The organism is Nonomuraea sp. NPDC049158 (assembly GCF_040648335.1).
Taxonomy (GTDB): Bacteria; Actinomycetota; Actinomycetes; order Streptosporangiales; family Streptosporangiaceae; genus Nonomuraea.
This window is the reverse complement of sequence record NZ_JBEZDM010000028.1, coordinates 128,143-151,679: the sequence shown is the minus strand read 5'-3', so window position 1 is coordinate 151,679 and position 23,537 is coordinate 128,143. Positions and strand designations below refer to the sequence as shown.

The 23,537-nt window shown below is 67.8% G+C and carries 28 protein-coding genes and 1 pseudogene; 15 read left to right on the top strand and 14 right to left on the bottom strand.

What is annotated here, in order from left to right; all coding sequences use genetic code 11:
• The first annotated feature begins 217 nt into the window (after positions 1 to 217).
• Positions 218 to 361 carry a hypothetical protein gene (locus AB0B61_RS41975; protein ID WP_358444674.1) on the top strand — a complete coding sequence of 48 codons (144 nt, stop codon included), beginning with the start codon at positions 218 to 220 and terminating at the stop codon, positions 359 to 361.
• A 198-nt stretch (positions 362 to 559) separates the two neighbouring features.
• Here the strand turns inward: AB0B61_RS41975 and AB0B61_RS41970 are convergent, their stop codons facing one another.
• Positions 560 to 949, bottom strand: coding sequence for a hypothetical protein (locus AB0B61_RS41970; RefSeq protein ID WP_358444672.1), 390 nt, complete (start codon positions 947 to 949; stop codon positions 560 to 562).
• A 194-nt stretch (positions 950 to 1,143) separates the two neighbouring features.
• Between AB0B61_RS41970 and AB0B61_RS41965 the strand changes: the two genes are divergently transcribed.
• On the top strand, positions 1,144 to 1,497 hold the full coding sequence (locus AB0B61_RS41965; RefSeq protein ID WP_358444669.1) for a hypothetical protein: 354 nt from the start codon (positions 1,144 to 1,146) through the stop codon (positions 1,495 to 1,497).
• 288 nt (positions 1,498 to 1,785) lie between these two features.
• Here the strand turns inward: AB0B61_RS41965 and AB0B61_RS41960 are convergent, their stop codons facing one another.
• Positions 1,786 to 2,385: a TetR/AcrR family transcriptional regulator gene (locus tag AB0B61_RS41960; protein WP_358444666.1), complete on the bottom strand. Its 600-nt coding sequence runs from the start codon at positions 2,383 to 2,385 to the stop codon at positions 1,786 to 1,788.
• 80 nt (positions 2,386 to 2,465) lie between these two features.
• Between AB0B61_RS41960 and AB0B61_RS41955 the strand changes: the two genes are divergently transcribed.
• The gene (locus AB0B61_RS41955; protein WP_358444663.1) at positions 2,466 to 3,404 is read left to right on the top strand and encodes a zinc-binding dehydrogenase; all 939 of its coding nucleotides are present in this window, start codon (positions 2,466 to 2,468) and stop codon (positions 3,402 to 3,404) included.
• A gap of 224 nt (positions 3,405 to 3,628) precedes the next feature.
• Here the strand turns inward: AB0B61_RS41955 and AB0B61_RS41950 are convergent.
• Positions 3,629 to 3,862 (bottom strand): annotated as a pseudogene (locus AB0B61_RS41950) (IS256 family transposase); the annotation flags it as partial.
• 138 nt (positions 3,863 to 4,000) lie between these two features.
• On the opposite strand from AB0B61_RS41950, the gene AB0B61_RS41945 reads away from it, so the two are divergent.
• Both AB0B61_RS41945 and AB0B61_RS41940 read left to right on the top strand, forming a co-directional pair.
• Positions 4,001 to 4,603, top strand: coding sequence for a TetR family transcriptional regulator (locus AB0B61_RS41945; RefSeq protein ID WP_358444660.1), 603 nt, complete (start codon positions 4,001 to 4,003; stop codon positions 4,601 to 4,603).
• A gap of 80 nt (positions 4,604 to 4,683) precedes the next feature.
• Complete coding sequence (locus AB0B61_RS41940) at positions 4,684 to 6,180, top strand: FAD-dependent monooxygenase (protein WP_358444657.1); 1,497 nt, start codon at positions 4,684 to 4,686, stop codon at positions 6,178 to 6,180.
• A gap of 120 nt (positions 6,181 to 6,300) precedes the next feature.
• Here the strand turns inward: AB0B61_RS41940 and AB0B61_RS41935 are convergent, their stop codons facing one another.
• Positions 6,301 to 6,987 carry a TetR family transcriptional regulator C-terminal domain-containing protein gene (locus AB0B61_RS41935; RefSeq protein WP_358444655.1) on the bottom strand — a complete coding sequence of 229 codons (687 nt, stop codon included), beginning with the start codon at positions 6,985 to 6,987 and terminating at the stop codon, positions 6,301 to 6,303.
• Positions 6,988 to 7,032: 45 nt separating this feature from the next.
• On the opposite strand from AB0B61_RS41935, the gene AB0B61_RS41930 reads away from it, so the two are divergent.
• The gene (locus AB0B61_RS41930) at positions 7,033 to 7,914 is read left to right on the top strand and encodes a type II CAAX endopeptidase family protein (RefSeq protein WP_358444652.1); all 882 of its coding nucleotides are present in this window, start codon (positions 7,033 to 7,035) and stop codon (positions 7,912 to 7,914) included.
• A gap of 99 nt (positions 7,915 to 8,013) precedes the next feature.
• Here AB0B61_RS41930 and AB0B61_RS41925 read toward each other — a convergent pair whose 3' ends face one another.
• Positions 8,014 to 8,247, bottom strand: a complete 234-nt coding sequence (locus tag AB0B61_RS41925) for a hypothetical protein (RefSeq protein ID WP_358444650.1) — start codon at positions 8,245 to 8,247, stop codon at positions 8,014 to 8,016.
• Between the two features lie 368 nt (positions 8,248 to 8,615).
• Between AB0B61_RS41925 and AB0B61_RS41920 the strand changes: the two genes are divergently transcribed.
• Positions 8,616 to 8,915, top strand: coding sequence for a hypothetical protein (locus AB0B61_RS41920; protein ID WP_358444647.1), 300 nt, complete (start codon positions 8,616 to 8,618; stop codon positions 8,913 to 8,915).
• Positions 8,916 to 9,270: 355 nt separating this feature from the next.
• On the opposite strand, the gene AB0B61_RS41915 is transcribed toward AB0B61_RS41920, so the two are convergent.
• From AB0B61_RS41915 to AB0B61_RS41890, 6 genes are all read right to left on the bottom strand, one after another.
• Complete coding sequence (locus AB0B61_RS41915; protein WP_358444697.1) at positions 9,271 to 9,651, bottom strand: SDR family oxidoreductase; 381 nt, start codon at positions 9,649 to 9,651, stop codon at positions 9,271 to 9,273.
• 12 nt (positions 9,652 to 9,663) lie between these two features.
• Positions 9,664 to 10,176, bottom strand: coding sequence for an NUDIX domain-containing protein (locus AB0B61_RS41910; RefSeq protein WP_358444644.1), 513 nt, complete (start codon positions 10,174 to 10,176; stop codon positions 9,664 to 9,666).
• A 40-nt stretch (positions 10,177 to 10,216) separates the two neighbouring features.
• Positions 10,217 to 10,444, bottom strand: a complete 228-nt coding sequence (locus AB0B61_RS41905; RefSeq protein WP_358444642.1) for a hypothetical protein — start codon at positions 10,442 to 10,444, stop codon at positions 10,217 to 10,219.
• A 40-nt stretch (positions 10,445 to 10,484) separates the two neighbouring features.
• Entirely contained in the window at positions 10,485 to 11,054 is a 570-nt protein-coding gene (locus AB0B61_RS41900; RefSeq protein WP_358444640.1) for a helix-turn-helix domain-containing protein, read from the bottom strand.
• Between the two features lie 217 nt (positions 11,055 to 11,271).
• On the bottom strand, positions 11,272 to 12,453 hold the full coding sequence (locus AB0B61_RS41895; RefSeq protein WP_358444638.1) for a serine hydrolase domain-containing protein: 1,182 nt from the start codon (positions 12,451 to 12,453) through the stop codon (positions 11,272 to 11,274).
• Positions 12,454 to 12,625: 172 nt separating this feature from the next.
• A complete protein-coding gene (locus AB0B61_RS41890) occupies positions 12,626 to 12,865 on the bottom strand; it encodes a hypothetical protein (protein ID WP_358444636.1) in 240 nt (79 codons plus the stop codon).
• A 218-nt stretch (positions 12,866 to 13,083) separates the two neighbouring features.
• On the opposite strand from AB0B61_RS41890, the gene AB0B61_RS41885 reads away from it, so the two are divergent.
• Complete coding sequence (locus AB0B61_RS41885) at positions 13,084 to 14,088, top strand: hypothetical protein (RefSeq protein ID WP_358444634.1); 1,005 nt, start codon at positions 13,084 to 13,086, stop codon at positions 14,086 to 14,088.
• 93 nt (positions 14,089 to 14,181) lie between these two features.
• Positions 14,182 to 14,742 carry a dihydrofolate reductase family protein gene (locus AB0B61_RS41880; RefSeq protein ID WP_358444632.1) on the top strand — a complete coding sequence of 187 codons (561 nt, stop codon included), beginning with the start codon at positions 14,182 to 14,184 and terminating at the stop codon, positions 14,740 to 14,742.
• A gap of 14 nt (positions 14,743 to 14,756) precedes the next feature.
• Here AB0B61_RS41880 and AB0B61_RS41875 read toward each other — a convergent pair whose 3' ends face one another.
• Complete coding sequence (locus AB0B61_RS41875; protein WP_358444629.1) at positions 14,757 to 16,295, bottom strand: FAD-dependent monooxygenase; 1,539 nt, start codon at positions 16,293 to 16,295, stop codon at positions 14,757 to 14,759.
• A 157-nt stretch (positions 16,296 to 16,452) separates the two neighbouring features.
• Here AB0B61_RS41875 and AB0B61_RS41870 point away from each other — a divergent pair, with 157 nt between their 5' ends.
• Together AB0B61_RS41870 and AB0B61_RS41865 are read left to right on the top strand one after the other, a co-directional pair.
• Complete coding sequence (locus AB0B61_RS41870) at positions 16,453 to 17,130, top strand: TetR/AcrR family transcriptional regulator (RefSeq protein ID WP_358444626.1); 678 nt, start codon at positions 16,453 to 16,455, stop codon at positions 17,128 to 17,130.
• A complete protein-coding gene (locus tag AB0B61_RS41865) occupies positions 17,130 to 17,639 on the top strand; it encodes an NUDIX domain-containing protein (RefSeq protein WP_358444623.1) in 510 nt (169 codons plus the stop codon). Before AB0B61_RS41870 ends, AB0B61_RS41865 begins: the two co-directional genes overlap by 1 nt.
• 57 nt (positions 17,640 to 17,696) lie before the next feature.
• Here the strand turns inward: AB0B61_RS41865 and AB0B61_RS41860 are convergent, their stop codons facing one another.
• Entirely contained in the window at positions 17,697 to 18,647 is a 951-nt protein-coding gene (locus tag AB0B61_RS41860) for an erythromycin esterase family protein (RefSeq protein WP_358444620.1), read from the bottom strand.
• Between the two features lie 283 nt (positions 18,648 to 18,930).
• Here AB0B61_RS41860 and AB0B61_RS41855 point away from each other — a divergent pair, with 283 nt between their 5' ends.
• The 3 genes from AB0B61_RS41855 (at position 18,931) to AB0B61_RS41845 (ending at position 21,541) form a co-directional block, all read left to right on the top strand.
• Positions 18,931 to 19,887, top strand: a complete 957-nt coding sequence (locus tag AB0B61_RS41855; protein WP_358444617.1) for an aminoglycoside phosphotransferase family protein — start codon at positions 18,931 to 18,933, stop codon at positions 19,885 to 19,887.
• Complete coding sequence (locus tag AB0B61_RS41850; RefSeq protein ID WP_358444615.1) at positions 19,884 to 20,768, top strand: phosphotransferase; 885 nt, start codon at positions 19,884 to 19,886, stop codon at positions 20,766 to 20,768. Before AB0B61_RS41855 ends, AB0B61_RS41850 begins: the two co-directional genes overlap by 4 nt.
• Positions 20,769 to 21,310: 542 nt before the next feature.
• Entirely contained in the window at positions 21,311 to 21,541 is a 231-nt protein-coding gene (locus AB0B61_RS41845; protein WP_358444612.1) for a hypothetical protein, read from the top strand.
• A gap of 122 nt (positions 21,542 to 21,663) precedes the next feature.
• On the opposite strand, the gene AB0B61_RS41840 is transcribed toward AB0B61_RS41845, so the two are convergent.
• Positions 21,664 to 22,836 carry an NAD(P)/FAD-dependent oxidoreductase gene (locus tag AB0B61_RS41840; protein ID WP_358444610.1) on the bottom strand — a complete coding sequence of 391 codons (1,173 nt, stop codon included), beginning with the start codon at positions 22,834 to 22,836 and terminating at the stop codon, positions 21,664 to 21,666.
• A gap of 109 nt (positions 22,837 to 22,945) precedes the next feature.
• On the opposite strand from AB0B61_RS41840, the gene AB0B61_RS41835 reads away from it, so the two are divergent.
• Positions 22,946 to 23,530, top strand: coding sequence for a TetR/AcrR family transcriptional regulator (locus AB0B61_RS41835; protein WP_358444608.1), 585 nt, complete (start codon positions 22,946 to 22,948; stop codon positions 23,528 to 23,530).
• Positions 23,531 to 23,537 lie beyond the last annotated feature (7 nt).

Genomic DNA, 23,537 nt, shown 5'->3' with positions numbered 1-23,537 from the left:
CATCTACCAGGGGTTTCTTGCGTCGTCAGGCGAACGCCTAGTTCGCGATCATGCCGTGACCAGCGGACCGCTGCTTCGGGGATGAAAATGCCTCAGTGCCTACATCCGGCCCTCGTACTTCGTCGACGAACAGGTAAGCGGCCCATTTCGGTATTGGTGCCACGCGCACACCTTCGAATCGATACACGAGGGCGACAGCGGCGTCGAGGCGACCCTCATGAAAGACATCGTCGACTTCGCGGCGCCCGCCGGCCCATTGGGCGCCCTTGCTGAGGCTCTCGTCCTGCGCCGTTACATGACCAAGCTAATCCTGCTGCGTAACGCGCATATCAGGCAAACGACCGAAACCACTATGCAGTGACCCCCATCGTCGTGGGCGTGGGGGAAGGCCCCCGTACACAACAGTCCGCATGCCCGACGCAGCACGCTGAACCCCTGAACGCTCGGCTGGGAAGCGATCTTCGCCAGGGCGTCATCGTCACTGCTCAACCACACGCGTGAACACCCCACAAGGGGCGTTCTTGAGACGGCTGGACTGAAGTTGACGGGATCCGTCTGATCATCGCCGATCGGGTGGAACGTGGATGCCATGGGCTTGGAGTCGAGAAACGATCATGCCTTGAAGCTCACGTTCCTGCGCGGCTGTGTCGTGATGTCCCACCCGCTCACTGGTTGCGGCCCAGCGTTTGAGGACGTCAATCGTGAGAAGCCATTGAGCGGGCGTGAGTTTGGGTTTCACGATCTCGTCCGGCGGTGGCCACTCGCCGGAGCCTGGAACGCCGGGTGTCCAGTGGGCGATCTGATCCCAACCGGCCCTTCGGATGCTGCGCGCAAGGTCGGCCCGCTGGCGACTGCCGTCCACCGTCTCGACGCTCGCGTCGTTGTCCATGCATCCGTCGATGAGCCCCCACTGGCGGAGGGGCATGGCGATGATGAGGCCGACACTCATGGCAGGCATCGTGTCAAGATCGAAATGGGCGGTCAAGGTTGAGGATTTGAGGAGAAACCACCTTGGCTTCCGGCCTGGGAAACGATCAACTCAATCCCGGCAAAGCCACTTCTGGGTTCATGTCCGAGCCGCCTTGCACCGGATCTCCACATTGACTACGCACCAGGCACATACCGGCCTGCTTTGATGGCGCCGTGATCAATCGAAGAAGGCGCTCGACGGAAGCCAGCGACATTCGCTGGGCCTTCGGCTGCGCATTCCCCGCGATCATCCCCCTGGCGTTCGCGACCGTCGGAACCTTCCTCGAGCTTCATCTGGTAGCTCGCGCGCACGTCTACTGCGCCGGCCACCTGAGCGCGGGAGAGAACTTTGCCGGGTCCATCTGGGCAGCGAGCCGCCTCGTTCTCTTCCCGGTTGTCTCGATGGTGTCGGCGCTCATCTCACTGCCTTTCCAACTACTCGCCCGGCTGCCACGCTGGCCGGCCGCATCTGGCTGGAACTCCTTCTACTGGCACTCACCATCGTCGTCTCGGCCGCCGGGCCGGTAGCCCTGACCCTGTACCTGGCCACCCAAGGCACACCAGGCAACTGTGTCCTGCCCTGGTGGCCCTCCTGGCTGCCCTCCTAGAACGACGAACATCCCCCTCCTCCAGGGAAACGATCACAAAGGTCCTGGGAAGCGATCTTCCGAGCCTCCACTCCGTTCCAGGTCAGACCAACTCGTGAACACCCCTGGACGGCCGTTCCAGGCGATGCCGCGCCACGGCCAACCGCTCCTGCAGCTCCTCCATCTGCCCGGACAGCTCAGCGTATTCATGCCGCCACGCAGAAAACGATCACATTGTCTCCGGCCCTTGTCGTGGGCGGGTGCCGCCGCTGTGTGATTGAAGGAGAGCAGCCGCAGCTGTGCGAGCATCGCGAGCTGCGCCGCCGGTGTTGTCGACCAGGCCGCGGGCCTTGACCCCGTCGTAGAGCACCAGGAGTTGCCGGGCCAGATCGGCCGGCTTTGCGGCGCCCGCCTTGGCGGCCAGGTGTTCGAAGAGCGTCAACATGCGCTCATCATGGGTGGCCAGAGCGTGATGGGCCGGGTGGTCGGCGGACAGGAAGGCTGCGGCGCTGTTCACCAGGATGCAACCGTGGTACGCGGGGTCGGGCAGGCTCGCTGTCAACAGGTCGAATGGCGCCAGCAGCTGTGCCAGCGGGTCGCCATCGCGCTGTTCCAGTTCGGCGTTCAACTCGGTGAACCATTCCTCGCACGCCGAGGTAAGCATGGTGCCGATGAGCTCATCTTTGGACTTGAAGTGCGCATACACGGTCGGCTTGGCGACGTGCGCACGATCGGTGATGGCGTCGACTGAAACACCATAGCCATCGGCGTAGAACAGCTCACGAGCCGCTTTCAGCAGTCGGTCACGAGCGGGTGACGTAGGCGACATGCGTCCATTCTAACCGGTTAGTTCAGTCTGTTATTATCCCAACCAAACTAGTCGGTTAGTTAAGATTGAGAGAACCCTGGATGCGAGCCCTGATCTACGATCCCGACACCGCCCACGGCGTGCGTTTCGGTGAGGTCGACGAACCCCAACCGCACCCGTTCCAGGCGCTGATCAAGGTAGAAGCGGCCTCATTGAACTTCGGCGAGCTCGCCTTCGCCGCCCGGCAACTCCGTCCCGGCGACGTCTTCGGCAAGGACGCGGCGGGCACCGTAGTCCAGGCCGCCGCCGACGGCTCGGGGCCACCGCAGGGTGCGCGCGTCACCTCGTTCGCAGGAACCGGCGGATGGGCCGAACGACGAGCCGTCGATACGACGAACCTGACCGTCGTGCCCCCCGCTGTGGACCTCGCCGCCGCAAGCGCCCTTCCGGCGGCCGGCGTCACCGCCCTGCAGGCGGTGCGTCGGCTGGGACCGGTGCTCGGCCGCCGGGTGCTGGTCACCGGCGCATCGGGCGGCGTCGGACGATTCGCCGTGCAACTGGCCGCGCGGGCAGGCGCGCACGTGATCGCCTCCGTGGGCAGTCCTGAACGTGCCGAGGGGTTGCAGGCCCTGGGCGCCGGCGAAATCCTCGCCGGTACGGCCAAGCCCGCCGAACCCGTCTTCGGTGTACTCGACAACGTAGGCGGCAACCTGCTGACCGAGGCGTTCGGGGCCCTGGAAGACGGCGGCATTGCCCTGTCCATCGGATGGGCATCCCGCGAGCCGACCATCATCGACTTCGAGGAAGAACGGATGAAAGGCGTTCTCAAGCGTCTCGAGCCCTTCACCGTAGCCGCTCCCTTCGGACTGGATCTCGCCTACCTGATCCACCTGCTGGAGAAAGGGGAACTCGATCCGCAGATCGGGTGGCGCGGCTCCTGGGAACGCGTGGATGAGGCGATCGATGCCCTCCTCGGCCGCCGTGTTCCAGGCAAGGCCGTACTCGACCTCATTCTCCGGGGCCCGACCGATTCCATGTAGACCTGGGAAACGATCAACGTCCTCGTGGGAAGCGATCTTCTCGGCCTCTCTGTTGTCCCGGCCCGCACCTATTCGTGAACACCCCACCAGGGGCCGTTCTTGAGACGGCTGGGCTGAAGTTGACGGGATCCCGTCTGATCATCGCGTTCAGGCGGGATCTTGTCGTTTCGGGGGTTCCCGAATCTGGTTCGTCCTGGTTTGGAAGCCACGGATTCACGGGCCGGCGTGGCGTTTTCGGTGGACCCCTCGACCAGCGCGAGGGGGTGTTTGGTGCCGTCGATGCCGATCCCGAGCGCGACGGCGCAGGTGTGCTCGCCGAAGTGCACCCCGTCCAGCATCAGCACGGCCAAGTCCAGATGGGACGGGTCAGCCGACATCATCTCCGCCAGGACGCGCTCGGTGGCGGCGACGAATCGTCGGGAGATCGCCGACTTGGGCGTCCCAGTGCGCGCGGCCGAGCCGCTCGATTTGGCGGCGCGAAGGGGGGATGTCGAGCAAGGCCACCGCATACATGCGAGCCACGCATCTTTGCGTGACTCGTATCTTTGCGTGACTCGTATCTTTGCGCGCCTCGCAAATTTTGGTAGAGTGTTCGCGTGGGGCTGAGAGAGCGCAAGAAGGAAGAAACCCGGATCGCGCTGAGCTGGGCGGCGATCAAGCTGACCGTCGAGCGCGGCTTCGACAACGTCAAGGTGGAGGACATCGCCGCCGAGGCGGGTGTCTCGCACCGTACGTTCAACAACTACTTCTCCAGCAAGGGCGAGGCGATCACGGCCAGGCATTTCGACCGAGCGGTCCAGATCGCTGAGGAGCTGCGGTCGAGGCCGGACGGCGAACCCCTGTGGGAGGCCATCACCAACGCCGTGTTCGCCCGGTTCGCGCTTGGCATGCAAGAGGGCGAGCGCCCGGCCGACGAGCGCTGGATCGCCGGGGTCAAGCTGATGACCCAGCATCCGGAGCACCGGGGCGAGTTCCTCAAGGCCCACATGGCCGCGGTGGATGCGCTGGCCGCGGCGGTCGCCGAGCGCACCGGCACCGATACCGATCGTGATCTGTATCCGCATCTGGTCGCCGGCGCGGTCGGCGCCGCCATCCTCGCGGCCATCCATCTGTGGCTCCACGGCGATGCGCCGGCACCGTTCGAGGAGCTGTTGCGCGACGCCTTCGGCCAGGTCGCCGCCGGCCTGCCCACGCCCTGACTTTCCCAGACCTTCCCCATTTTCCTATCGAGGATCAGCCGGCCTGTCGCCGGTCGATCCGTCATGCCCGAAGGAGCGCCATGGTCACCGATGTCGTCATCGCCGGAGCCGGGCCCAACGGCCTGATGCTGGCCTGCGAGCTCAGCCTGGCCGGAGTCCGCCCCCTGGTCCTGGAGCGCCTGCCGGAGCGCACCCAGGAGAACCGCGCCAATGGCCTGGTCGGCCAGGTGGTACGGATGCTCGACCGGCGAGGCCTGTACGAGCGACTCGCCGGAAACCAGGACCCACCCCGGCCCGCTCCCGGATTCGTCTTCGGCGGGTTGCCCCTCGACCTGAGTGTGCTGGACGACAGCCCCCTCTACCTCCTCCAGGTCCCGCAGCTCAGGATCGAGCAGATGCTGGAGGAACGGGCCGTCGAGCTCCATGTTGAGATCCGGCGCGGCCACGAGCTCACCGGATTCACCCAGGACGCGGATGGCGTGACCCTCCAGGTCAGCGGGCCGGCCGGGCCGTACACGATCGAAACGCGCTACCTGATCGGTGCCGATGGCGGGCATGGCATCGTACGCAAGCTGGCCGGGATCGCCTTCCCCGGCGTGACGACCGACGAGACGATCGCGCGCACCGCGCACGCCGCCGTGCCGGCCGAGCTCGTCGATCCGGTCACCGGTGGGCTCGACATTCCCGGGTACGGACCCATCCCGCCGTTCCTGCACCACCGGACCGAGCACGGGTTGTTCGTGTACGCGCCCCTGTCGGGCGCCCCCGCACCGCTGATCTCCACCATGGAGTGGAACGGACAGGACGCCGAGGGGCCGCTCACGCTCGCGGAACTGCAGGCCAGTGCCCGCCGCGTGCTCGGTGTCGACATCGCTTTCGGCCCGCCCGACGGCCAAGGGCCGCACTTGATGCGCAAGCTGAACGGCGGCAACACCCGCCTGGCCGAGCGTTTCCGAGACGGCCGGGTGCTGCTGGTCGGCGACGCCGCCCACGTGCACTCGGCGATCGGCGGGCCCGGGCTCAACCTCGGCCTGCAAGACGCGGTCAACCTCGGCTGGAAACTCGCGGCCGACGTGCGCGGCACAGCCCCCACCGGTCTCCTCGACACCTACGAGTCCGAGCGACGCCCGGTCGCCGAGCGGGTGGTCATGTCCTCGCGCGCCCAGTCCGCGCTGATCGCCCCGGGCAGCCCGGTCACCGGCCTGCGCGCGCTGTTCACCGAACTCCTCGGCGACCCGCGCAATGTCCGCCGTATCGCCGACCTGATGTCGGGCGCCGACATCCGCTACGACGTGGGCGTCAACCATCCGCTGGCCGGTCGGTGGGCTCCCGACCTGGACCTCAAAGACGGTGTCCGGCTCGCCGAGCTGGCCAGGGACGGCCGCCCGCACCTGATCGACTTCACCGGCGGCGACTGGGGGTACCCCGCGACCGCGGCACTGCCCGGCTCCGCTGTACCGTGTTCGGCGCTGCTGCTGCGGCCCGACGGATATGTGGCATGGGCCTCCGACGTTCCGCAGCCGGACGCGGAGTCCCGCGCATCGCTCCGGACGGCGATCCAACGTTGGCTGGGATGACCGGATGGGCGCGGGTCGCGCCATGCAGGCCGTAGCCGACGAAGCCGGCCGCCTTGTCGTTCCACCTCAGCCCGTCCGGCAACTTCGCCGGGGACAGGCGGACCAGCCGTTACCGCGTCGCTATCGTCGCAAACGACTTTGCTGCTTCACCCTCAACGCGACAGGATCCGCGCCACACTGCCCATCGTCGGCAGTCTCGATGAGGCAGCACAGTTCTTCGTGGACGATCTGGTGCACGACTTGGGGGGTGAACTTGTGTGGGTAGGTCGCGGTCTGGAGCGTGAGGCCGTCGATGAACACGTGGAGTCGCATGGCCTGACCTTCCAGGCGGGCCTCGGCGAGCTCCTGCTCCAGGCGATCGGGGAGCGGCAGGCCGTGACAGGAGGCGACTGCCAGGCGGCAGATGTGGCGTTCCCCTGACCAGCCCGCATGGCGCAGCTCGGCCAGAGAATCATCTACGTGAGAGCGCACTAGGCATGCCAGCCACACGTCCACCTCGACGCGGCGGTTGTCGTCGAGTGGAAGAAGCTCTTCAAGGATGAGCTGGGCGCGCTGCATGCCCTGCAGGTCCGCATCGAGGAGGTGGCCGCTGATGCGATTGCCGACGCTTCTGGCGACTGCCTGCGCCGCGAAGCTGAGCAGGCCGCGCTGATTGTCGAAGTAGTGCCGCAGTCCGCCGACCGAGACACCTGCTGCCTCGGCGACCTTGCGGACCGTGGCTGCTTCGATCCCGTCCCGACTGATGATCTCCCACACCACGCGGACGAGTTCTTCGCGTCGCTGCTCGTGGTCTACGACCTTGGGCATGCCCCTATTACAGCACACCCGTACGGTTTCCTTTAAAGTACAAGCGTGCGAAATAAGACATTGCGGCCCTCTCTGAGTCACCCGGCCCTGGGGCTGGGCCTTCTGGTCACCGGCCTGACCCTGATCGCCGGATCGGCATTATGGCTAGCGCTCAACGGCGACACCAGCCTCCGCTATTCGGCTGATCACACCGGCACCGTACCCATGTGGCACCGCTGGATCCCGGCCCTGGCCGGACTGATGCTCATCCGACTGTTGCCGCCCAAGACGACCTTCGTCGGCGGTGCGCCGGCAGGCCGCGGGCTTCACCTCCAGGCCATCGCCCTGTTGACATCAGCCGTACTCTTCACCGTGGTGCTTTGGCTGTCAGGTGGCGGCGAACCGATCCACACGCTGCTGAAACTCGGCTTCCTGCTCGCCGCACCCGCACTGCTGTTCTGGTTGTCACGGCGCGATTCCACAGGTCAAGGCCTCATCCATGAAACTCCTGCGACCTGGCGTCACTACGGTCCCATAGTGCCGGTGGTCGCCTGGCTCGCCTTCACCTACACAGGCCCGCTGGCCGTGCCGCCCAGCAACTATGCGGCGACTGTCGACCCCGTCACGTTGCTGATCACCTTCGCCGTCGTGTTCGTCGTCAACAGCCTGCTCGAGGAGGTCTTCTATCGGCGTTGGCTTCAGACCCGATGGGAGCGCATCCTCGGCCGCTGGCCCGCCATCGTGCTGGCTTCCCTGCTTTGGGCGGCCTGGCATGTCGGCATCCAGGGCGCGGGGCACCTCCCCGCAGACCTCGCTTCGGCCTTCGTCAATCAAGGAGTGCAGGGGTTGTTCCTCGGCTATCTGTGGAGCCGATACCGACTGATGTGGCCCATCCTTGTTGTTCACGGTGCCATGAACGCCGCCCCCATTCTGCTGAGCATGCTGTAGCGCCCGCCGCTCGAGCTCATCGACGGTCGGTGCTTCCCGGAATGTCGTTGTTCAGGGTGATGGTGTGCTGGCGGCAGATCTTCGGCAGTTCGCCGGCCTTCAGGTCGGGCTGTGGGGGCAGGCCGCGGGGTCGAGGCGAGCCAGCTCGGACGATTCCTCCTCGGCGCCCGCGTCGTCGCTTTCAGGAATGTCGGCGTCGCTGAGGTGATCGTCGGTGAGCTCTGTCAGCGTCTCGCGCGTGATGGCCAGGCGCCGCAGTCGTTCTTCGACCGCGGCCAGTTGCGCCCGCAAGTCCTCGGCCTGCCGTAGCGCAGCCGTCTCGGCCTGGGCCACGCGTGTTCCAACAGTGACGTCACCATTGCCTCCCAGAGGAGAAGCAGCCGTACCCGCCAGCCGCATTCACGCCATGCAGCCCAACCACTCCACACTGTGAACGGCGGTCACTACGGGGCTTAAAGATCCTTCAGGCCATGCATCGTCAATGGTGGAACAGCCGAAGGCCGGTACGGGCGAGCGCGATCTGGTGCTCCCGGCAGGCGTCCTGCACCTCCGCGGACCGGATCGAACCACCCGGCTCGGCGATATAGCGGACGCCGTGGCGGTAGGCGTGGAACCGTCCGAACCAAGGTGACGTGCCGCAAGTCAGCGTGTGTCCCTCCCGGCCAACTTCATTCGGAAGGGACACCCGAGTTCCAGGAGAGATGGTGAGGGAACAGGCGGGTGCGTACGGCGATCCCACGCTCGGCGCTTTTGACCTGGACTTCTTCGATGGCGAACGGCGACCGCGGACCCGGTTAGGCGACGGCTGGAGGACACGGTTTGAGCATGTGCCGCCAGTGCGGGAGTTCCGCTGGGCCAAGGGAGGCCGGGGCTTCGCGGGCTGGTACTGGTCAGCGACGACCCATGATCATGTCGGCTACGAATCATGGTTGGAGCGGGATCGGCTGATCCTGCTGGACTTCGATCCGCAGGTGGTAGGGATCGCCTCGCAGCCGTTCTGACTGCACTGGCGTGACGGTGAGGCTCGCCGTCACGCGCCCGACTACTTCGTACGGTTGGCGGACGGCTGCGCGAGGGTGATTGATGTCCGCGCGGCGGACCAGGTGAATGAGCGAACCTCAGCTTGAGGGCCGCCTGGGAAACGATCATCGGTGGTCCGGGAAGCGATCAGGCGGGATCTTGTCGTTTGGGACGCGGGCCGGGCCGAACATGGCGCTCGATCGCCCTCATGTGTGACCCCTGTCTCACTGAACCGAACTCGCTTAGGGTGACCTGCTGGTATGCCGCTCGCCAAGAGTTCGATTCAGGTGGTTTGCCAATCGCGTGGCAGACGGCCCACAGGACGGGGGCAGGCCGTCAGATGGCGTGGTAGCCGCCGTCGACGGGGACGGTCAGCCCGGTGATCCAACGGGCCTCGTCCGAGAGCAGGAAGGCGACGACCGCAGCCACATCCTCGGGCGTCGGGAGCCCGGGGATGGGCGTCTGCGTGGTCAGCAACCGCTCCATGGCCTCCGGGTCGGGCGCCTGCGCGATGTGCGCCTCGATCAGCGGGGTGCGCACAGCCGTGGGCGCGATCGCGTTGACCCGGATGCCCCGGTCGGCGTACTCGATCGCGGCGGAGCGCGTGAGTCCGACCAGCCCGGCCTTGCTGAAGCTGTAAGGCGCCATGTTGCGCTTGCCGGACAGACCCGAGCTCGACGAGGTGTTCACGACCGCACCGCCTCGGGAGGCGACCATGGCTTCCAACGTTCAGACGTTGCCGCCGGGCAGATGCCACGGTAGCGCGACTGGCTGAGCTGGAAGATCCCCCGGCAGCAGGAGCTCCATCAGCGCGGCCAGGCCCGCCGGGACGACGAGCTCGGCTGTCGACCTCAGCTGCGCAACCGTCCACCACTCGAAACGGTCGGTCACCCGCCGTTCCTCCTCGTCCATGCCGGAGGTATCCACCTCCAGCTCGCCGACGCGGAGAAAGAAGTAGGAATCCACTGAGCTGAACGTCTCACCGCCTAGTGACCACGTTCCCGAACTGGTCGCGACGACCGGTCCAAGAGTCGAGGGGGCGATGACATGGCCCAGTTCCTCTCGAAGCTCGCGTGCGGCGGCTTGATGCAGGTTTTCCCCAGGATCAACGGCGCCCCCCGGCGTGAACCAGGCGTAGAAAGGCTCCTCAACCTGAAGCAGCAGCCCGCGGTAGACCAGGAGCCGATCGGCGGCATCTACCAGCAGTACGCGAGCGGTTGACCGAAAGATCCTTTCGCTCATGAACGAGATCATAATGGCTCGCTTGGTGCGCCCCGATGCCTCAAGAAGCAAGAGACCGCTTTCGTCTCACCCGAAGAATGATCAGGGTGGTTACGACGCCGAGAACGACCCCGGCCGCTACTCCGGCGAGGACGGGCAGCCATGCCACGACCTGCCCGTCCAGCGAGTTGATGGGGAAGAACTCGTCAGGGACGGGCGCTTTGAAGAAGTCGCCGTCCTGTAACGCGCCAGGTGTCGGAGTCACGATGCCCATGATGGCGTTGATCACAGCTAACTGCCAGGGAACCGTTCAGGCGAGATCTCGCCGGCTAAGGCTCGGCGATCGGTTCGGGGTCGAGGATCGCGCTCGCGCCGCGAAGGAGTTCCGTACGCAGGTCGTCCACCGGCACGTCCACGAGTTGGCTGATGGGATCGGTGGCAGCGGCGAACGCTTGGGCCGCGCGTACGCGCCGGCGCCAGTCAGGATCGGGCCCGGCCAGCAGGCCGATGGCCCGGTTGACGATGGTCACCATCCGGGACATGACGTCGGTCGTGTCGTCGCTGTACACAGAGGCGTCGCGCAGGAGCAGGGCCATGGTCTCGCGGTGGGTCAGCATGACGTCGAGACAGCCGCCGAGCACCTGCCGCGTGATATCCGCCTGGGTGGAGCGAGTCGCCGCGGCGTCGAGCGTCGACTCGAGCTGGTCGATGGGCGGGCGCACCAGGCTGGCAAGGATCTCGCTCTTGCTGCGGAAATGGTGGTAGAGGGAGGGCTTGGTGATGCCCACCCGCTCCGCGATGTCGCGCATCGAGGCGGCCCGGTAGGTCTGCGTGGTGAACAGCTCCCGTGCCGTCTCGATGATGCGGCTTCGGGTGTCGCCCGGCTCGGTACGCGGCAACTGCCATCCTCTGCGCTCGGTTCTCAGCTGATCACAGCCTATCCACAGCTCAGCACGCGGGACCGGTGATCACGGGAGAGGGCCGTACGCGAGGGCCACCGGCCGCCTGGCGTTGGCGTCGGCGCCCTCGATGCCAGCGCCGCGCCACGGTCGTCGCCCTTGCCGATGCTGTGTGAGAACGCCTCGGCAACGGTGGAGAAACGCGGTGTCGGCATGGTCAGAGCCTGCCTTCGTACAGCGCCTCGATCAGACTGCGGACCCGGAAGTCGCCGCCTTCGAGCAGCTCGGAACCGCGGTTGGGGACGTAGGCGAAGGCCAGGCCACGTTCGGGGTCGGCGAAGGCGAACGAGCCGCTGGCGCCGCTGTGCCCGAACAACCCCGTGACCTGTTCCGGAGCGGGCCACATCGGACCGCCGGGCAGCGCGAACCCCAGTCCCCACGACGTTCGTACCCGCAGGATTTCGTCGATACCGTCGCCGTAGGGCCGACGCGCCTGGTCCACGAGCTGAGGGCTGAGGAGCCGTACGCCGTCCACCTCACCGATCAATGCGGCGTAGTAGCGCGCCAGTGACGGGGCGGAGGCGACGCCGTCCATGGACGGACTCTCCACCTGGTAGGTCTTCGGGTCGTTGGCGGCGTCCCAGTCGATGGTGACGCTGCCGAACATGGAACGGTACGTCAGCGTGGTCGGGTCGTTCAGCGCCCGGACCATGTCGGCCAGCTCGGGCACCTCCATCCCCAGCATGATCTGCTCGGCGTCGGGGACCACCATGGTGGCCATCCGCGGCGACTCGGCGTCGGGCACGCGGACGTAGCAGTCGAGGCCGCCCAGTGGCGCGGCGACGTCGCGGGCGAAGAACTCGCTCAGGCTCGTCCCGGACACCCGCCGGACGATCTCGCCGGTCAGGTGGCCGAACGTCACACCGTGATAGCCGTGCGCGGTGCCGGGCGGCCATTCGGGCTTCGCGGCGGCCAGCGTGTCGGTGATCGGCGTCCAGTCCCTGAGGTCTTCCCACGTCACCGGCCTGGCATCCATCGACGGCAGTCCCGCGCGATGGCTGAGCAGCATCCGTACGGTGATCTCGCCCTTGCCGTTCTGGGCGAACTCCGGCCAGTAGCGGGCAACCGGCGCGTCCAGGTCCACCTGGCCACGCTCGATCAGCAGCAGTAACGCTCCCGCCGCGAAAGTCTTGGTGGTCGAGGCCAGTGCGGCGAGCGTGTCGTGCTCCCATAGCCGATGGGTGTCGGGGTCGGCGTAGCCGCCCCACACGTCCACGACCGGCTCTCCGTGCTGGTAGACGGCAAGGCCCGCGCCCACCTCGGCGCCCGAGGTGAAATTACGGGTGAAGGCATCCCTTGCTGCCTCGAAGCCAGTGGCGACGGTACCGGTGACATCCATGGCGACTCCATCACATCTCTCTACCGACCGGTCGGTCGGCTGTGGAGGATGAGACTACCTACCGGTCGGTCGGATCGCAACGTCGTACCGGCGGTGGGCGGGGTGCGGGGGCGCGTTTGGTGGCGATGACGCCGCGCCTGCGCCATGGGGGCGCAGGCGCCAAGTAGCGCGCCTACCTGCCGCTGTGATCGATGACGTTGCCGTTGGAGCAGTTGTTCACGTGATCGCCCACCCAGACTTCCAGGGCCGGCACCACCGCCACCTCCTGGAGGCAGACGGCCGCGGCGGTGAAGTTCCAGTTGTTCGCCGCGTTGACCCCGCCACCGAAGTTCGAGTCGTTGTCGGCGTAGGCGGGGCCGGCGATCCCCGCTGTGCCCAGTATGAGCAGGGTTGTCGCGAAAGCCTTCTTCATGTGGTCGCTCTCCGTCGTTGAATCGAACATGTCAATTACTACGAGTAATTAAAGGAATGCTCAACGTGAAGCCACCGGGCCGAGCTTTCGGTCTCGGCAGCAAGCAACCAAAGTCACCAAGAGAGGTGTCCGAAGTGTCTGGGGGAAGCAACCTGGGCTGCCGCGTTCCGGCCGTCCGCCAGTAGAGGCGGGCTCCCGCCGCCCGGCACGCTGGCCCCATGAACCGACCCGCCAAACCAAAGGGCGGCCGACGTGCCGCGTTGCTGCTAGCGGTGATCACCCCGGTCATCGCCGAGCTCACCCTGGGCAACCCGCCGCTCAGCCAGATCTGGCTGATGCTCCTGTGGATCCCGATCTACGGTGCCGGCACGGTGCTGATCCGGGAGCTGGTACGACGGCGCCGCGGGGGCTGGCCATCGATCCTGCTGCTCGGACTGGCGTACGGCATCGTCGAGGAGGGCCTGGTGTTGCAGGCGCTCAGCAGCCCCACCATGTACGGGGTGGCCGGGTGGGCGCCGAGGTTCCTCGGGCTGAACAGCGCCTATACCGAGCTCAACCTGCCCTACCACGCCGTGTTCAGCGTGGCGCTGCCGATCCTCCTGGTCGAGCTGGCATTCCCGTCCCTACGCGACCGGCCGTACCTGAAGCGGACGGGGGTCGTGGTGGCCGGAGTGGTGTTCGTGCTGGGCGGGCTGCTGCTGCGGGTGACCGTGGCGACCTCCATCGACCCCGGCTACCAGGCACCGGTCGCGGTGCTGGTGGGGTGCGTGGCCGCCGTGGTGCTGCTGGCGGTGGTGGCCCTGCGCGTACTCCCGCCCACTGTCCCCGACGCGTCCGCTGCCGCCCCACCCGGACCCTGGGTGGTGGGGGGCTTCGGGGTGTTGGTGGGGTTCGGGTATCTGGCGCTGCTGTTCCCGTTCGGCGGGGCCGCTCAGCCCGCCTTCACCCACGGTGGCTGGGTGGCCGTGCCGATGCTTGGCGCGGCGGTGGTCGCGGTGCTGGCCGGGTGGCTGGTACGCCGGTGGACGGCGAGCGGCGGGTGGACGGACCGGCACAGCCTCTGCCTGGCCGGTGGGGCGTTGGCGGGGCACACCGCGTTCGGGGTGGTGGCCAACGCCGCTACCCTCGCCGACAAGCTGGAGCTGTCCATTCTGGGGCTGGTCATGGTCGGTCTGCTGGCGCTGCTCGGCCGCCGGCGCCCGGCCCCGATGCCGGCGCGATAACTCGAAGAAGATTCTTCCCCCTGATGTGAAGAACGTCGCCACGGCTACGACCTACCTGCGAAAGCGAAGAGAAGAAGAGAACAGGAACGGGACATGCGTAAGATCATCTTCTGGGTGCACACCTCGATCGACGGCCACATCGACGGCCCGAACGGCGAGTTCGACTGGCCCGTGATGGGCGAGGAACTGTCGGCGTACTCCGAGGCGCTGGGCGACCGGTGCGACACCTTCCTGTACGGGCGCGGCGTCTGGGAAGGCATGGTGGCCTTCTGGCCGAATGCCGAGACGATGTCGGATCACCCGCACGTCCTGAAGTTCGCCCCTCGCTGGCGCGACACGCCGAAGATCGTCTTCTCGAGGACGCTGAAGGAGACCGACTGGGCCAGCCGGGTCATCGGCGACGACCTCGCTGAGCAGGTCGCCGAGCTCAAGCGGCAGGACGGCAAGGACCTGCTGCTCACCGGCGGCTCCAGCCTGGCCGCCGCGCTCACCGACCATGGTCTGATCGACGAGTACCACATCGCGGTACACCCGGTCGTGCTGGGCGGTGGCCGGCCGCTGTTCGTCCCGCGCGACGAGCGACTGGGCCTGCGGCTGGCCGAGTCCCGTACCTGCGATTCGCAGGTGGTGGTGATGCGGTACGACTCAGCTTGACACGTGGATGTCTTTCACATGGGCCCGAACCATCGCTGCAAGGCTGCCCGGAGCGCCACGGAATCCGGTTGGGGCGACGCGGATGCCCAGGCCACGTAGCAGTCCGGCCGAAGGAGCAGGGCGGTGGGCGCATGGGGCAGGGGGCGCGCGGTGACGATGTCGACCTGGTCGTGCCGCAGGGCAGGTGTCCGTGCCAGCGATGCTCCTTCGGTCAGGTCGAGCAGCAGGGGGCGTGCGGTTCTGGTCAGCTCGGCCAGCCGGACGGGCCCGGTCGGGGTGTGCAGTTCCAGGTTCGGGACGAAGCGGCCCACCAGCGGGTGCGGCTCGGGTTCGCCCAGGTCGTAGCGGACGTCGGCGCCCGTGGTGAGTTCGGCCAGGCGCCGTACCGTGTTCGGGTCGCGGAGCAGGTCGGTGAACAGTTCGCGCAGCCCGGTGACGTCGCTGCCGGGGGCGATCAGCGCCGCCTGCGCCTGGGCGTTCACCACCATGCGGTGCGCGGCCGATCGCCGCTCAGGCTCGTACGTGTTCAGCAGTCCGGGCGGAGCGCTTCTGCGGATCTCGGCGGCGAGTTTCCAGCCGAGATTGATCGCGTCCTGCAGGCCGAGGTTGAGCCCGGGGCCGCCCCCGGTGGCGGCGAACACGTGCGCGGCGTCACCGATCAGGAACACCCGCCCATGGGCGAACCTCTCGGCGAGCCGGGTGTTGCCGCCGGTCAGCCGGCGCAAGGCGTGCGGCCCTTCGCCGTCGGGCGGCCCCAGTGGTAGGTCGACGCCGAGCACGCGGCCGATGCTCGCCCGCAACTCCTCCAGGCTCATCGGGGCGTCAGCCGCGGGCTGGTCCCACTCGGTAGTGGTGACCAGCGGTGGATGGCCGGGCATCGGCGCGTAGGAGAACCCTCCGTGCTCGGTACGGTGGGGCAGGAACGGCATGACGGCCCCGTAGCCGGGCACGTTCAGTGCGCCGTTGGCGGGGTCGACCCAGTCCGCGGGGACGGTCGTGTGCGCTGAGCGGACGGTCATCCGGTCGTAGGTGACGCCAGGGAATCCGATGCCGGAGAGCTTGCGCGTGACGCTGTGGGCTCCGTCGGCACCGATCAGGTATCGGGCCCGTAGCTGGTACTCCCCGTCCGGGCTCGTGATGTCGATGGAGACGGCGTCGTCGTCCTGTGACAGGCCCACGACCTCGTGTCCCCGCCGGATTTCCACGCCCAGTTCGATCGCTCGATCCTCCAGGACCTGCACGATGCGTCGCTGCGGCACCGGCAGGGCGTAGACGGGGCTGTCCTCCAGCAGGCTCAGGTCAAGGCCCATCGCGCCGAACATGAAGTACGCGGAGTTCGGCCGCGGTGGCTCCGGGCTGCCGCTGAGAGGTTCGTGCAACCCGCGGTGGTCGAGCACCTTCACGACCTGGCCCAGCAATCCGTTCGCTTTCGGTTCCTGGCTGGGCTCAGGTAGCCGCTCCAGCACGAGCGGCCGGACCCCTGCCAGGCTCAGTTCGCAGGCCAGCATCAGCCCGTTCGGGCCGCCGCCGGCGATGACGACATCTGTGATCATGTGGCTCCTTCGTGCGCATGGGGAAAGCGGCGCTGAAGCGCCCGGCCCGATCTCGGCCCTGGGGTGACGTGGTCTGCCAGGACGAGACGCCAGGCTAGGCAGAAAAGTGCGTGCACGCAAGTTTGCGTGCACGCACTCAGGCTGAGATGCTGAGATCGTGACGACGAGACGAACCGGGTTGCGTGAGCAGAAGAAGCAGGCCACCCGGGAGGCGTTGAGCGCGGCGGCATTGCGGCTGGCCCTTGAGCGTGGCCCGGACAACGTCCGCGTCGACGACATCGCCGAGGCCGTCGGCGTCTCATCCCGGACCTACAACAACTACTTCTCCAGCCGGGAACAGGCGATCGTCGCCGCCGTCAACAGCGAACGGGAAGCGCGGATCGCGGCGGCAGTGGCTGACCGGCCCGACAGCGTCGGCCTCGCCGCCGCGGTCATCGAGGCGATCGTGGATCAGTACACGGCTCCGGGCGTACCCAGCCGCGAGGCGCTGCTGCTGATCACCGCCCGTCCCGCGCTGCGCGAGGCATTCGTCGATACCACCAGCGCGATCGAACATCCCCTCACCGACGCGATCGCCAGACGCCTCGGCGATATCGACCCGAACACCGCCCGCGTGCTCGCGGCGAGCGTGGCCGCCGCGGTCCGCGTCGCGGTCGAACAGTGGCTGCGGACCACTGCCGCGTCCTTCACGGCCGGCGGGCTCGTCGTGCCGTCCGGCTCGCTACCGGACCTGCTGCGTACGATGCTCGCCCCACTCGCGCCCGCACTCGACGCCGCGGAGCAACGGGCACGCCAGGAGCGTTGCCGGGTGACTACGCCGGATGGGAGCAAGTGATGCGGACCCGACGAGGTGCCCGGATTGTGCTGCTGGATCAGGACGATCGGATTCTGATGATCCGGCACAGGGACGACGGCGCCATCGTCGTCCCTGGGTTTCCGGTCCGGGAGTTGTTCTGGGTGCCCCCAGGCGGAGGCTTGAAGGAGGACGAAGACTTCCTTCAGGCCGCTCGTAGGGAACTGCTGGAGGAGACCGGCCTGACGGAGGTCGAGTGGGGGCCGTGCCTGTGGACTCTCGATGCGGACGTCCGGTGGAGCGGCGAGCCCGTACACATGCACGAGCGGTACTTCCTCGCGCGGCCGCGCGGCACGCAGACCATCACCCGCGCCTACCTGGAGCCGGGCGAACAGCAGGGCATCGTTGACCACCGATGGTGGTCCTTGGCGGAGCTCGTCGCAGCCGAGACCACAGAGACCCTGCGGCCTGTGGGACTTGCGGGACTGTTGGCCGATCTGCTGGCCGCAGGGGGACGTCCGTCAGGCGAGCCGCGCGCCCTGCGCACGTAGACCAGACTGAAAGTTGGTCCCGGACCGTGGAAGTGGCGCAGGACTCGCGGTCAGGTGTCAGGGCAGGAGTGTGGCGGCCTTGACCTTGTGCAGGTGGATGACGATGTCGAAGGACTTGGCGAGGGCGGCTTCGGTGGCTTGGTCGGGTGACCAGAAGCCGCCGCCGATCAGGCGGGTGGGGCGGGGCTGGGCGAGCCAGGCGCGGGCGGGCTGTGGTGCGGTGCGGGTGTCGAGGATGAAGTCGCGGTGGCGGACCTGGTCCAGGACGTACTCGTTGTAGTCGCTGTCGGCGGCTGCGACGGAGCCTTTGCAGGTCAGGGGCCGTTCGGCGGGGGTGGCGCCGGCGGGGCAGGTGCCCTTGTCGAGGCTGAAGTTGTAGCCGCCCTGGTCGAAGCTGGTGCCGACGGTGACGAAGCGGTTGCCGAGGCGTTCGCGCAGGACGCCGCCCATCGGGGCGGGGACGAACATGGTGTCGATCGGGGTGTAGCTGATGTGCGCGTTCAGGCCGGACATCTGGATCTTGTGGCCGGTCGTCTTGTTCCACCAGACGACGTTGTCGGCCAGTGCGGTGTCGCGGTATTCCTGGGCCTGGCGGCGTCCTTCGGCGGTGGCCTGGTCGAAGGCGAAGTCGGTGAAGGTCTGGGACAGGGCGCGGGCGTGCTGGAGCGCCCACTGGTAGTCGTCGCCGCCGGGCTTTTGCTGCTGGAGGAGTGTGAGGGCTTCGGTGGCGCGCCGGGCGTTGTCCTTGCGGGTCTGCAGCGGCTGGGTGAGGGCGATGCCCATGTATTCACCGGCGTTGGGGGTGGTGGGGCGCAGTCCTTCGTACAGTTTGGTGAACTGGGGTGTCAGATCGGGGTGGTGTTCGGCGATGTAGCCGAGGACTTTGTCGAACAGGATGTCGCCGGGGTAGAGCAGGTCGGGTAAGCCTCGGCGGAAGCGCTGACAGTACAGCGACAGTCCGCTGACGATGACCGAGAGACGCCGACACCGGCGAAGCGGGTCAGACATGCGGACTCAGGGCCACAGCCAGCGCTCGCCCTTGACCGCGGGGCCCCACACAGGCCGCCGACCGCTAATGGCGCAACCCTTATGACGCTGCCGCCCTCCAGGCCCGACGAGTGCTTGCCCTGCTCGACAGTGCCTGACGGGGCCGCATTTCTAGGGAACGCGCCAACATGATCGTGCTTGGCTAGGGTGGAGGCATGTTTTGACGCTTGCCCGGAAGCCGGGCACCCCCGTGACCTCCTTCGTATCCCGAACACACCCGGAATCCACGAAGGAGACACCTGACATGAGCCCCTCGATCCCCGTCGACGTCCCCGACTCGTTCGCCGCATCGTACGGCGAGAACAACGCGTCCGGCCGTGCCTGGATCGCCGAGTTGCCCCGGCTTGCGGCGGACTTCCTGGACCGATGGACGCTGCGGCTGGACGGCCTCGCGGAACACGGCATGGCTTCGCTCGTACTGCCGGTGATCCGCGCGGATGGCGCGCCCGCGGTGCTGAAGTTCCAGCAAGCAAGCGAAGACAACGCCGGCGCCGCGCTCGGTCTGCGGGCATGGAACGGCAACGGCATGGTGCAGCTGCTCGACCACGACCCGGACACCGGCACCATGTTGCTGGAGCGGCTGGACGCAGCCCGGCCGCTGTCATCGGTGGTTGACGACGATGCCGCTATGCAGATCCTCGCCGAGCTGCTGGCGCGCCTGGTCGCGGTGGCCGCTCCACCTGGTCTGCGGCATCTGTCCGACATCGCCGCCGCGATGCTGGACCAGGTTCCACGCGCTGTACTGGCGTTGCGCGACCCGGCCGAGCAGCAGCTGGTACGCACCTGCGCGTCCGCCGTGGCCGAATTGATCGGCGAACCTGGCGACCGCCTGCTGCATTGGGACCTGCACTACGACAACGTCCTCGCCGGGCAACGGGAACCATGGCTGGCCATCGACCCCGAACCGCTGGTCGGCGATCCAGGGTTCGACTTGTGGCCGGCACTGGACAGCCGATGGGAGGAGGCGGTGGTGGCGACCGGCGACGTGACCCGTACGGTCCTCCGCCGCTTCGACCTCCTCACCGAGGCGCTCGGCCTGGACCGGCAGCGGGCGACCGGGTGGACACTTGGCCGCATCCTCCAGAACGCATTGTGGGACATCGAGGACGGCAAGCCCACGCTGGAACCGGCCCAGGTCGCCCTTGGCACGATTCTGCTACGCCGCGCCACTGCCCGGAAGCCGAACGCACCGGCGAGATGATCTACGTCAAGACGCCCTTTAGCCGTGAGATCCGCGAAGCCGTGGCCCTGACCTGGGGCGTCACAGGAGAGGGGGAGCGGTTGCACGGCGGAGAGGAATCCGCCGCCTACCGCCTCGACGGGCACGTCATCCGCGTCGGCCCGGCGGGGCGCGCCGCCGCCGAGTCGGAGTGGTGCCACGCGATCGCCCGGCACGCCGCCGCCAGCCTCCCCGAGGCGGTCGCCCCGCTGCCGACTGCCGAAGGGACGACGGTCATCGTCGTGGGCGGCCGCCCGATCTCCTGCTGGCCGTACGTCGAGGGTGCCTGGCCGGACTCCGACATCCCGGCCCAGCGCGAAGCCGGTGCCCGTCTGCTGGCCAGGCTCCACAGGGCCCTGGCCGGCTTCCGCCCCGGTCCGCGCCCGGTGCCCGCTTTCCAGGAGTCCGGCCTGTACGGCGATCCGCCCCAGGACGCCGCCGAGCTGGACGACCCCGACCTGGACCGCTGGCTGGCCGCCTTCCACACCGAGCACCCCGTGCGTCACCCCCTGCACGGCGATTACTACACCGGCAACACCCTGGCCAGGGACGGCCGGATAGTGGCGGTACTCGATTGGGACGAGACCTTCGTCGGCGCCCCTGAGCTGGAGCTGGCCGCCGCCGCCCTGGAATGGGGCGACGACCTGGCCGGGCCGAGCGAGGAGTTCGTGGCCGCGTACCACGAGGCGGGCGGCACGGCAGGCCGTCTGGACGAGGAGTCGCTCGCTCAGCTCGTCAGGCACAAGCTCCGCAGGGAGCACGCCTACTTCCATAAGGCCGTCCGCTCGGGGGTGACGCACGACGAGGCGGACGTCGCCTACCACCGCGGCCGGGTAGAGCTGTTCCACCGGCTGCGCCCCTGACAGCGTCTCATGCCGATCTTGACGGTGGTCCAGCCGCATGATCAAAAGGAGGCACTGGCCCGTCCCGTCGGAGGGCGGGTCGATGTCAGCAGAGATCCTTCCAAGAAGGGGGAGTCGCTATGGGTGTTGGTGAGGGCAGGCGCCTGGCTACGCTCGCATCAGTGGGTGCACTGACAGCGGCGCTGTTACCGGTAGGAGGTATGGCTACCGCCTCGTCTGCCACGCCTCAGGTTCATGCCTGTGTCAGCAAGATCACCCGTGTTGCTCGGATAGTCGACCCTGGGACCGAGTGTCTCTTCAGCGAGGTTGCCGTCCAATGGGGTGCCGAAGGACCGACCGGGCCGGATGGCCCAGCGGGACCTGCTGGACCTGCTGGACCGCGGGGCGAGCAAGGGGCCAAGGGTGACTCCGGCCCAGCCGGGCCCCAAGGCGAGGCGGGGGAGACCGGCCCACAAGGCCCCAAGGGCGACGCGGGGGAAACCGGGCCACAGGGCCAACAGGGACCGCAGGGGCCTAAAGGTGAGAAGGGCGATCCCGGCGGGGTGCGGGGAGCCCAAGTCAAGGAGGCTCCCTTCAGCGGTGGCTCCAGTGGCATCATGTGCGACCCCGGCGAGTACGCGACCGGCGGCGGCTACAAGATAAACAACGGCAATGGCCAGGTCTACCAGAGCCTTCCCGTCTTCGGCGTGTCCAAAGAACCACGAGGCTGGGAAATCAGGGCCACCGACTCAGCCAACGGAACCATCTACGTCATCTGCGTCCCCTGGGGCTGACCACCAGGCAGGATCCCTGACTCTCGAGACCCGAGCACTCCGCGAAGGTCCTCACCACGCTTCGGTGAGGGCCTTCGCCACCTCAGCGCGACGTAAGGGGACCAACCCGGCATCCCGCGTCTCTATCGCTGGGTGGTGACCTGGGCTTGGCGGATTCGGTCGTTGAGGGTGCGTCGCACGCTGTCGACGTCGGTGGTGGAGTTCTCGGACAGGGTGTCCATCAGTTCCGCGCAGGCTTGGGCGGCGGCCTCCGACCGGGGCAGCATGATCTTCTCGTAGGCGGCAGTGGCCTGGTCGAGGTCGGGGTGGGTGGCGATGGCGGTGGCCAGGTCGCTGCCGTCGATCAGGGCGAGGTTGGCGCCGATGCCGAAGGGCGGCATGAGGTGGGCCGCGTCGCCGAGCAGGGTGATGCCGGGGACGTGGTCCCAGGTGTGCCCGGCGGGCAGGACGTGCAGGGGCCGGTTGACGAATCCGCTGTCGTTGTCGCGGAACAGGTCGAGCAGCATGGGGTGCCAGCCGCTGAACAAGGCGCGGAGGTGGTCGCACACCGCCGCGATGTCGCCGAGGTCGAGGCCGGCGGTGGCGTACCAGTCCGCCGGTGCGTCGAAGGCGGCGTAGAGGCGGATGTGGGCGCCGCTGTTGCGCTGGGCCGAGATCATCTTCCCGTCGGCCCGCGCCGCGAGCGTACCCGGGCCCACCCAGCGGGCCAGGTCGGGGTGCCGTACGTCGACATCGTCGAGGAACGCCTCCACAATCGTGGCGCCCGTGTAGCGAGGGACGGCATCCGAGACGGCGGGGCGGACCCGGGACCAGGCGCCGTCGGCGCCGATCACGAGGTCGAAGTCCGCGGTGGTGCCGTCGGCGAAGCACAGACGAGCGCCGCCGCCGTCGAGCGGTGCGACCCCATCCACCGGGCGACCCCAGCGCACGGTGCCGGGGATGAGGGAGTCCAGCAGCAGACCCCGCAACTGGCCCCGGTCGATCTCCGGGGCATAACTCTCGTCGCGGCTGTCAGTGGGCCGCTCGTGGTGTATCAGGGCAGCTGTGAAGGGGTCCAACCCCCGCAACTCCTGCCCCTGCGCCCGGGCCAGCGCGGCGAACTGCTCGAACAGGCCGACCGCCCGTAGCGCGGCCTGACCGGTCGGTACGTGCAGGTCCAACATGCCGCCCTGCCAGCGGGCGTCGCGGGAGGCCTCCCGCTCGAACACCGTTGTCTGGATGCCGTACGTCTGCAGGCCGCGGGCGCAGGCGAGGCCGCCCACGCCGGCGCCCACGATCGCGATTTGGGGGTTCATGGCAGATGCCTCCTGTTGGCGTCTCTGGGGGACCCAGAAAACCATAGCGACTCCGAATTCGCAACAGCTCCGATTTCGCACTCGATCCGACTTGCCGTACGCTGAGCGGGTGAGCGAAGGAGTCGGGCGCCGCGAGCGCAGGAAGGCCCAGACCCGCAAGGCGCTGGCCGACGCCGCGCTGCGGCTGTTTCTGGAACGCGGTTACGACCAGGTGGGCGTCAAGGACGTGGCCGACGCGGCCGACGTGGCGGTGTCCACGCTGTTCGCCTACTTCCCGAGCAAGGAGGCCCTGGTCTTCGACCTCGACGACGACCTTGAGGCCGAGGTCGTCGCCGCGGTGCGCGACCGTACCCCCGGCCAGTCCATCCCGCATGCCCTGCGCGAGCACATCCTCAGGCGAGCGATCGAAGTGGCGGCCTTCCCGCACACCGCCGCCCTCGCCCACATGGTGGAGAGCACCCCGGCCCTTCGCGACTACGCCCGCCGCATGTGGCTACGCCACGAAGCGGCCCTCGCCCGCGCCCTCGCCGACGAGGTCGGCGCCCCCCAAGACGACATCGCCTGCGCCGCCTTCGCCCGGTTCGCCCTCGAAGCCGCGCACGTCATCCACGGCCACCCCGCCCCCGAACAGGCCGCCAACGCGATCTTCAACCTGCTCGAACACGGCTGGACCACCGCCTACCCCGGCACCTGAACGCTGG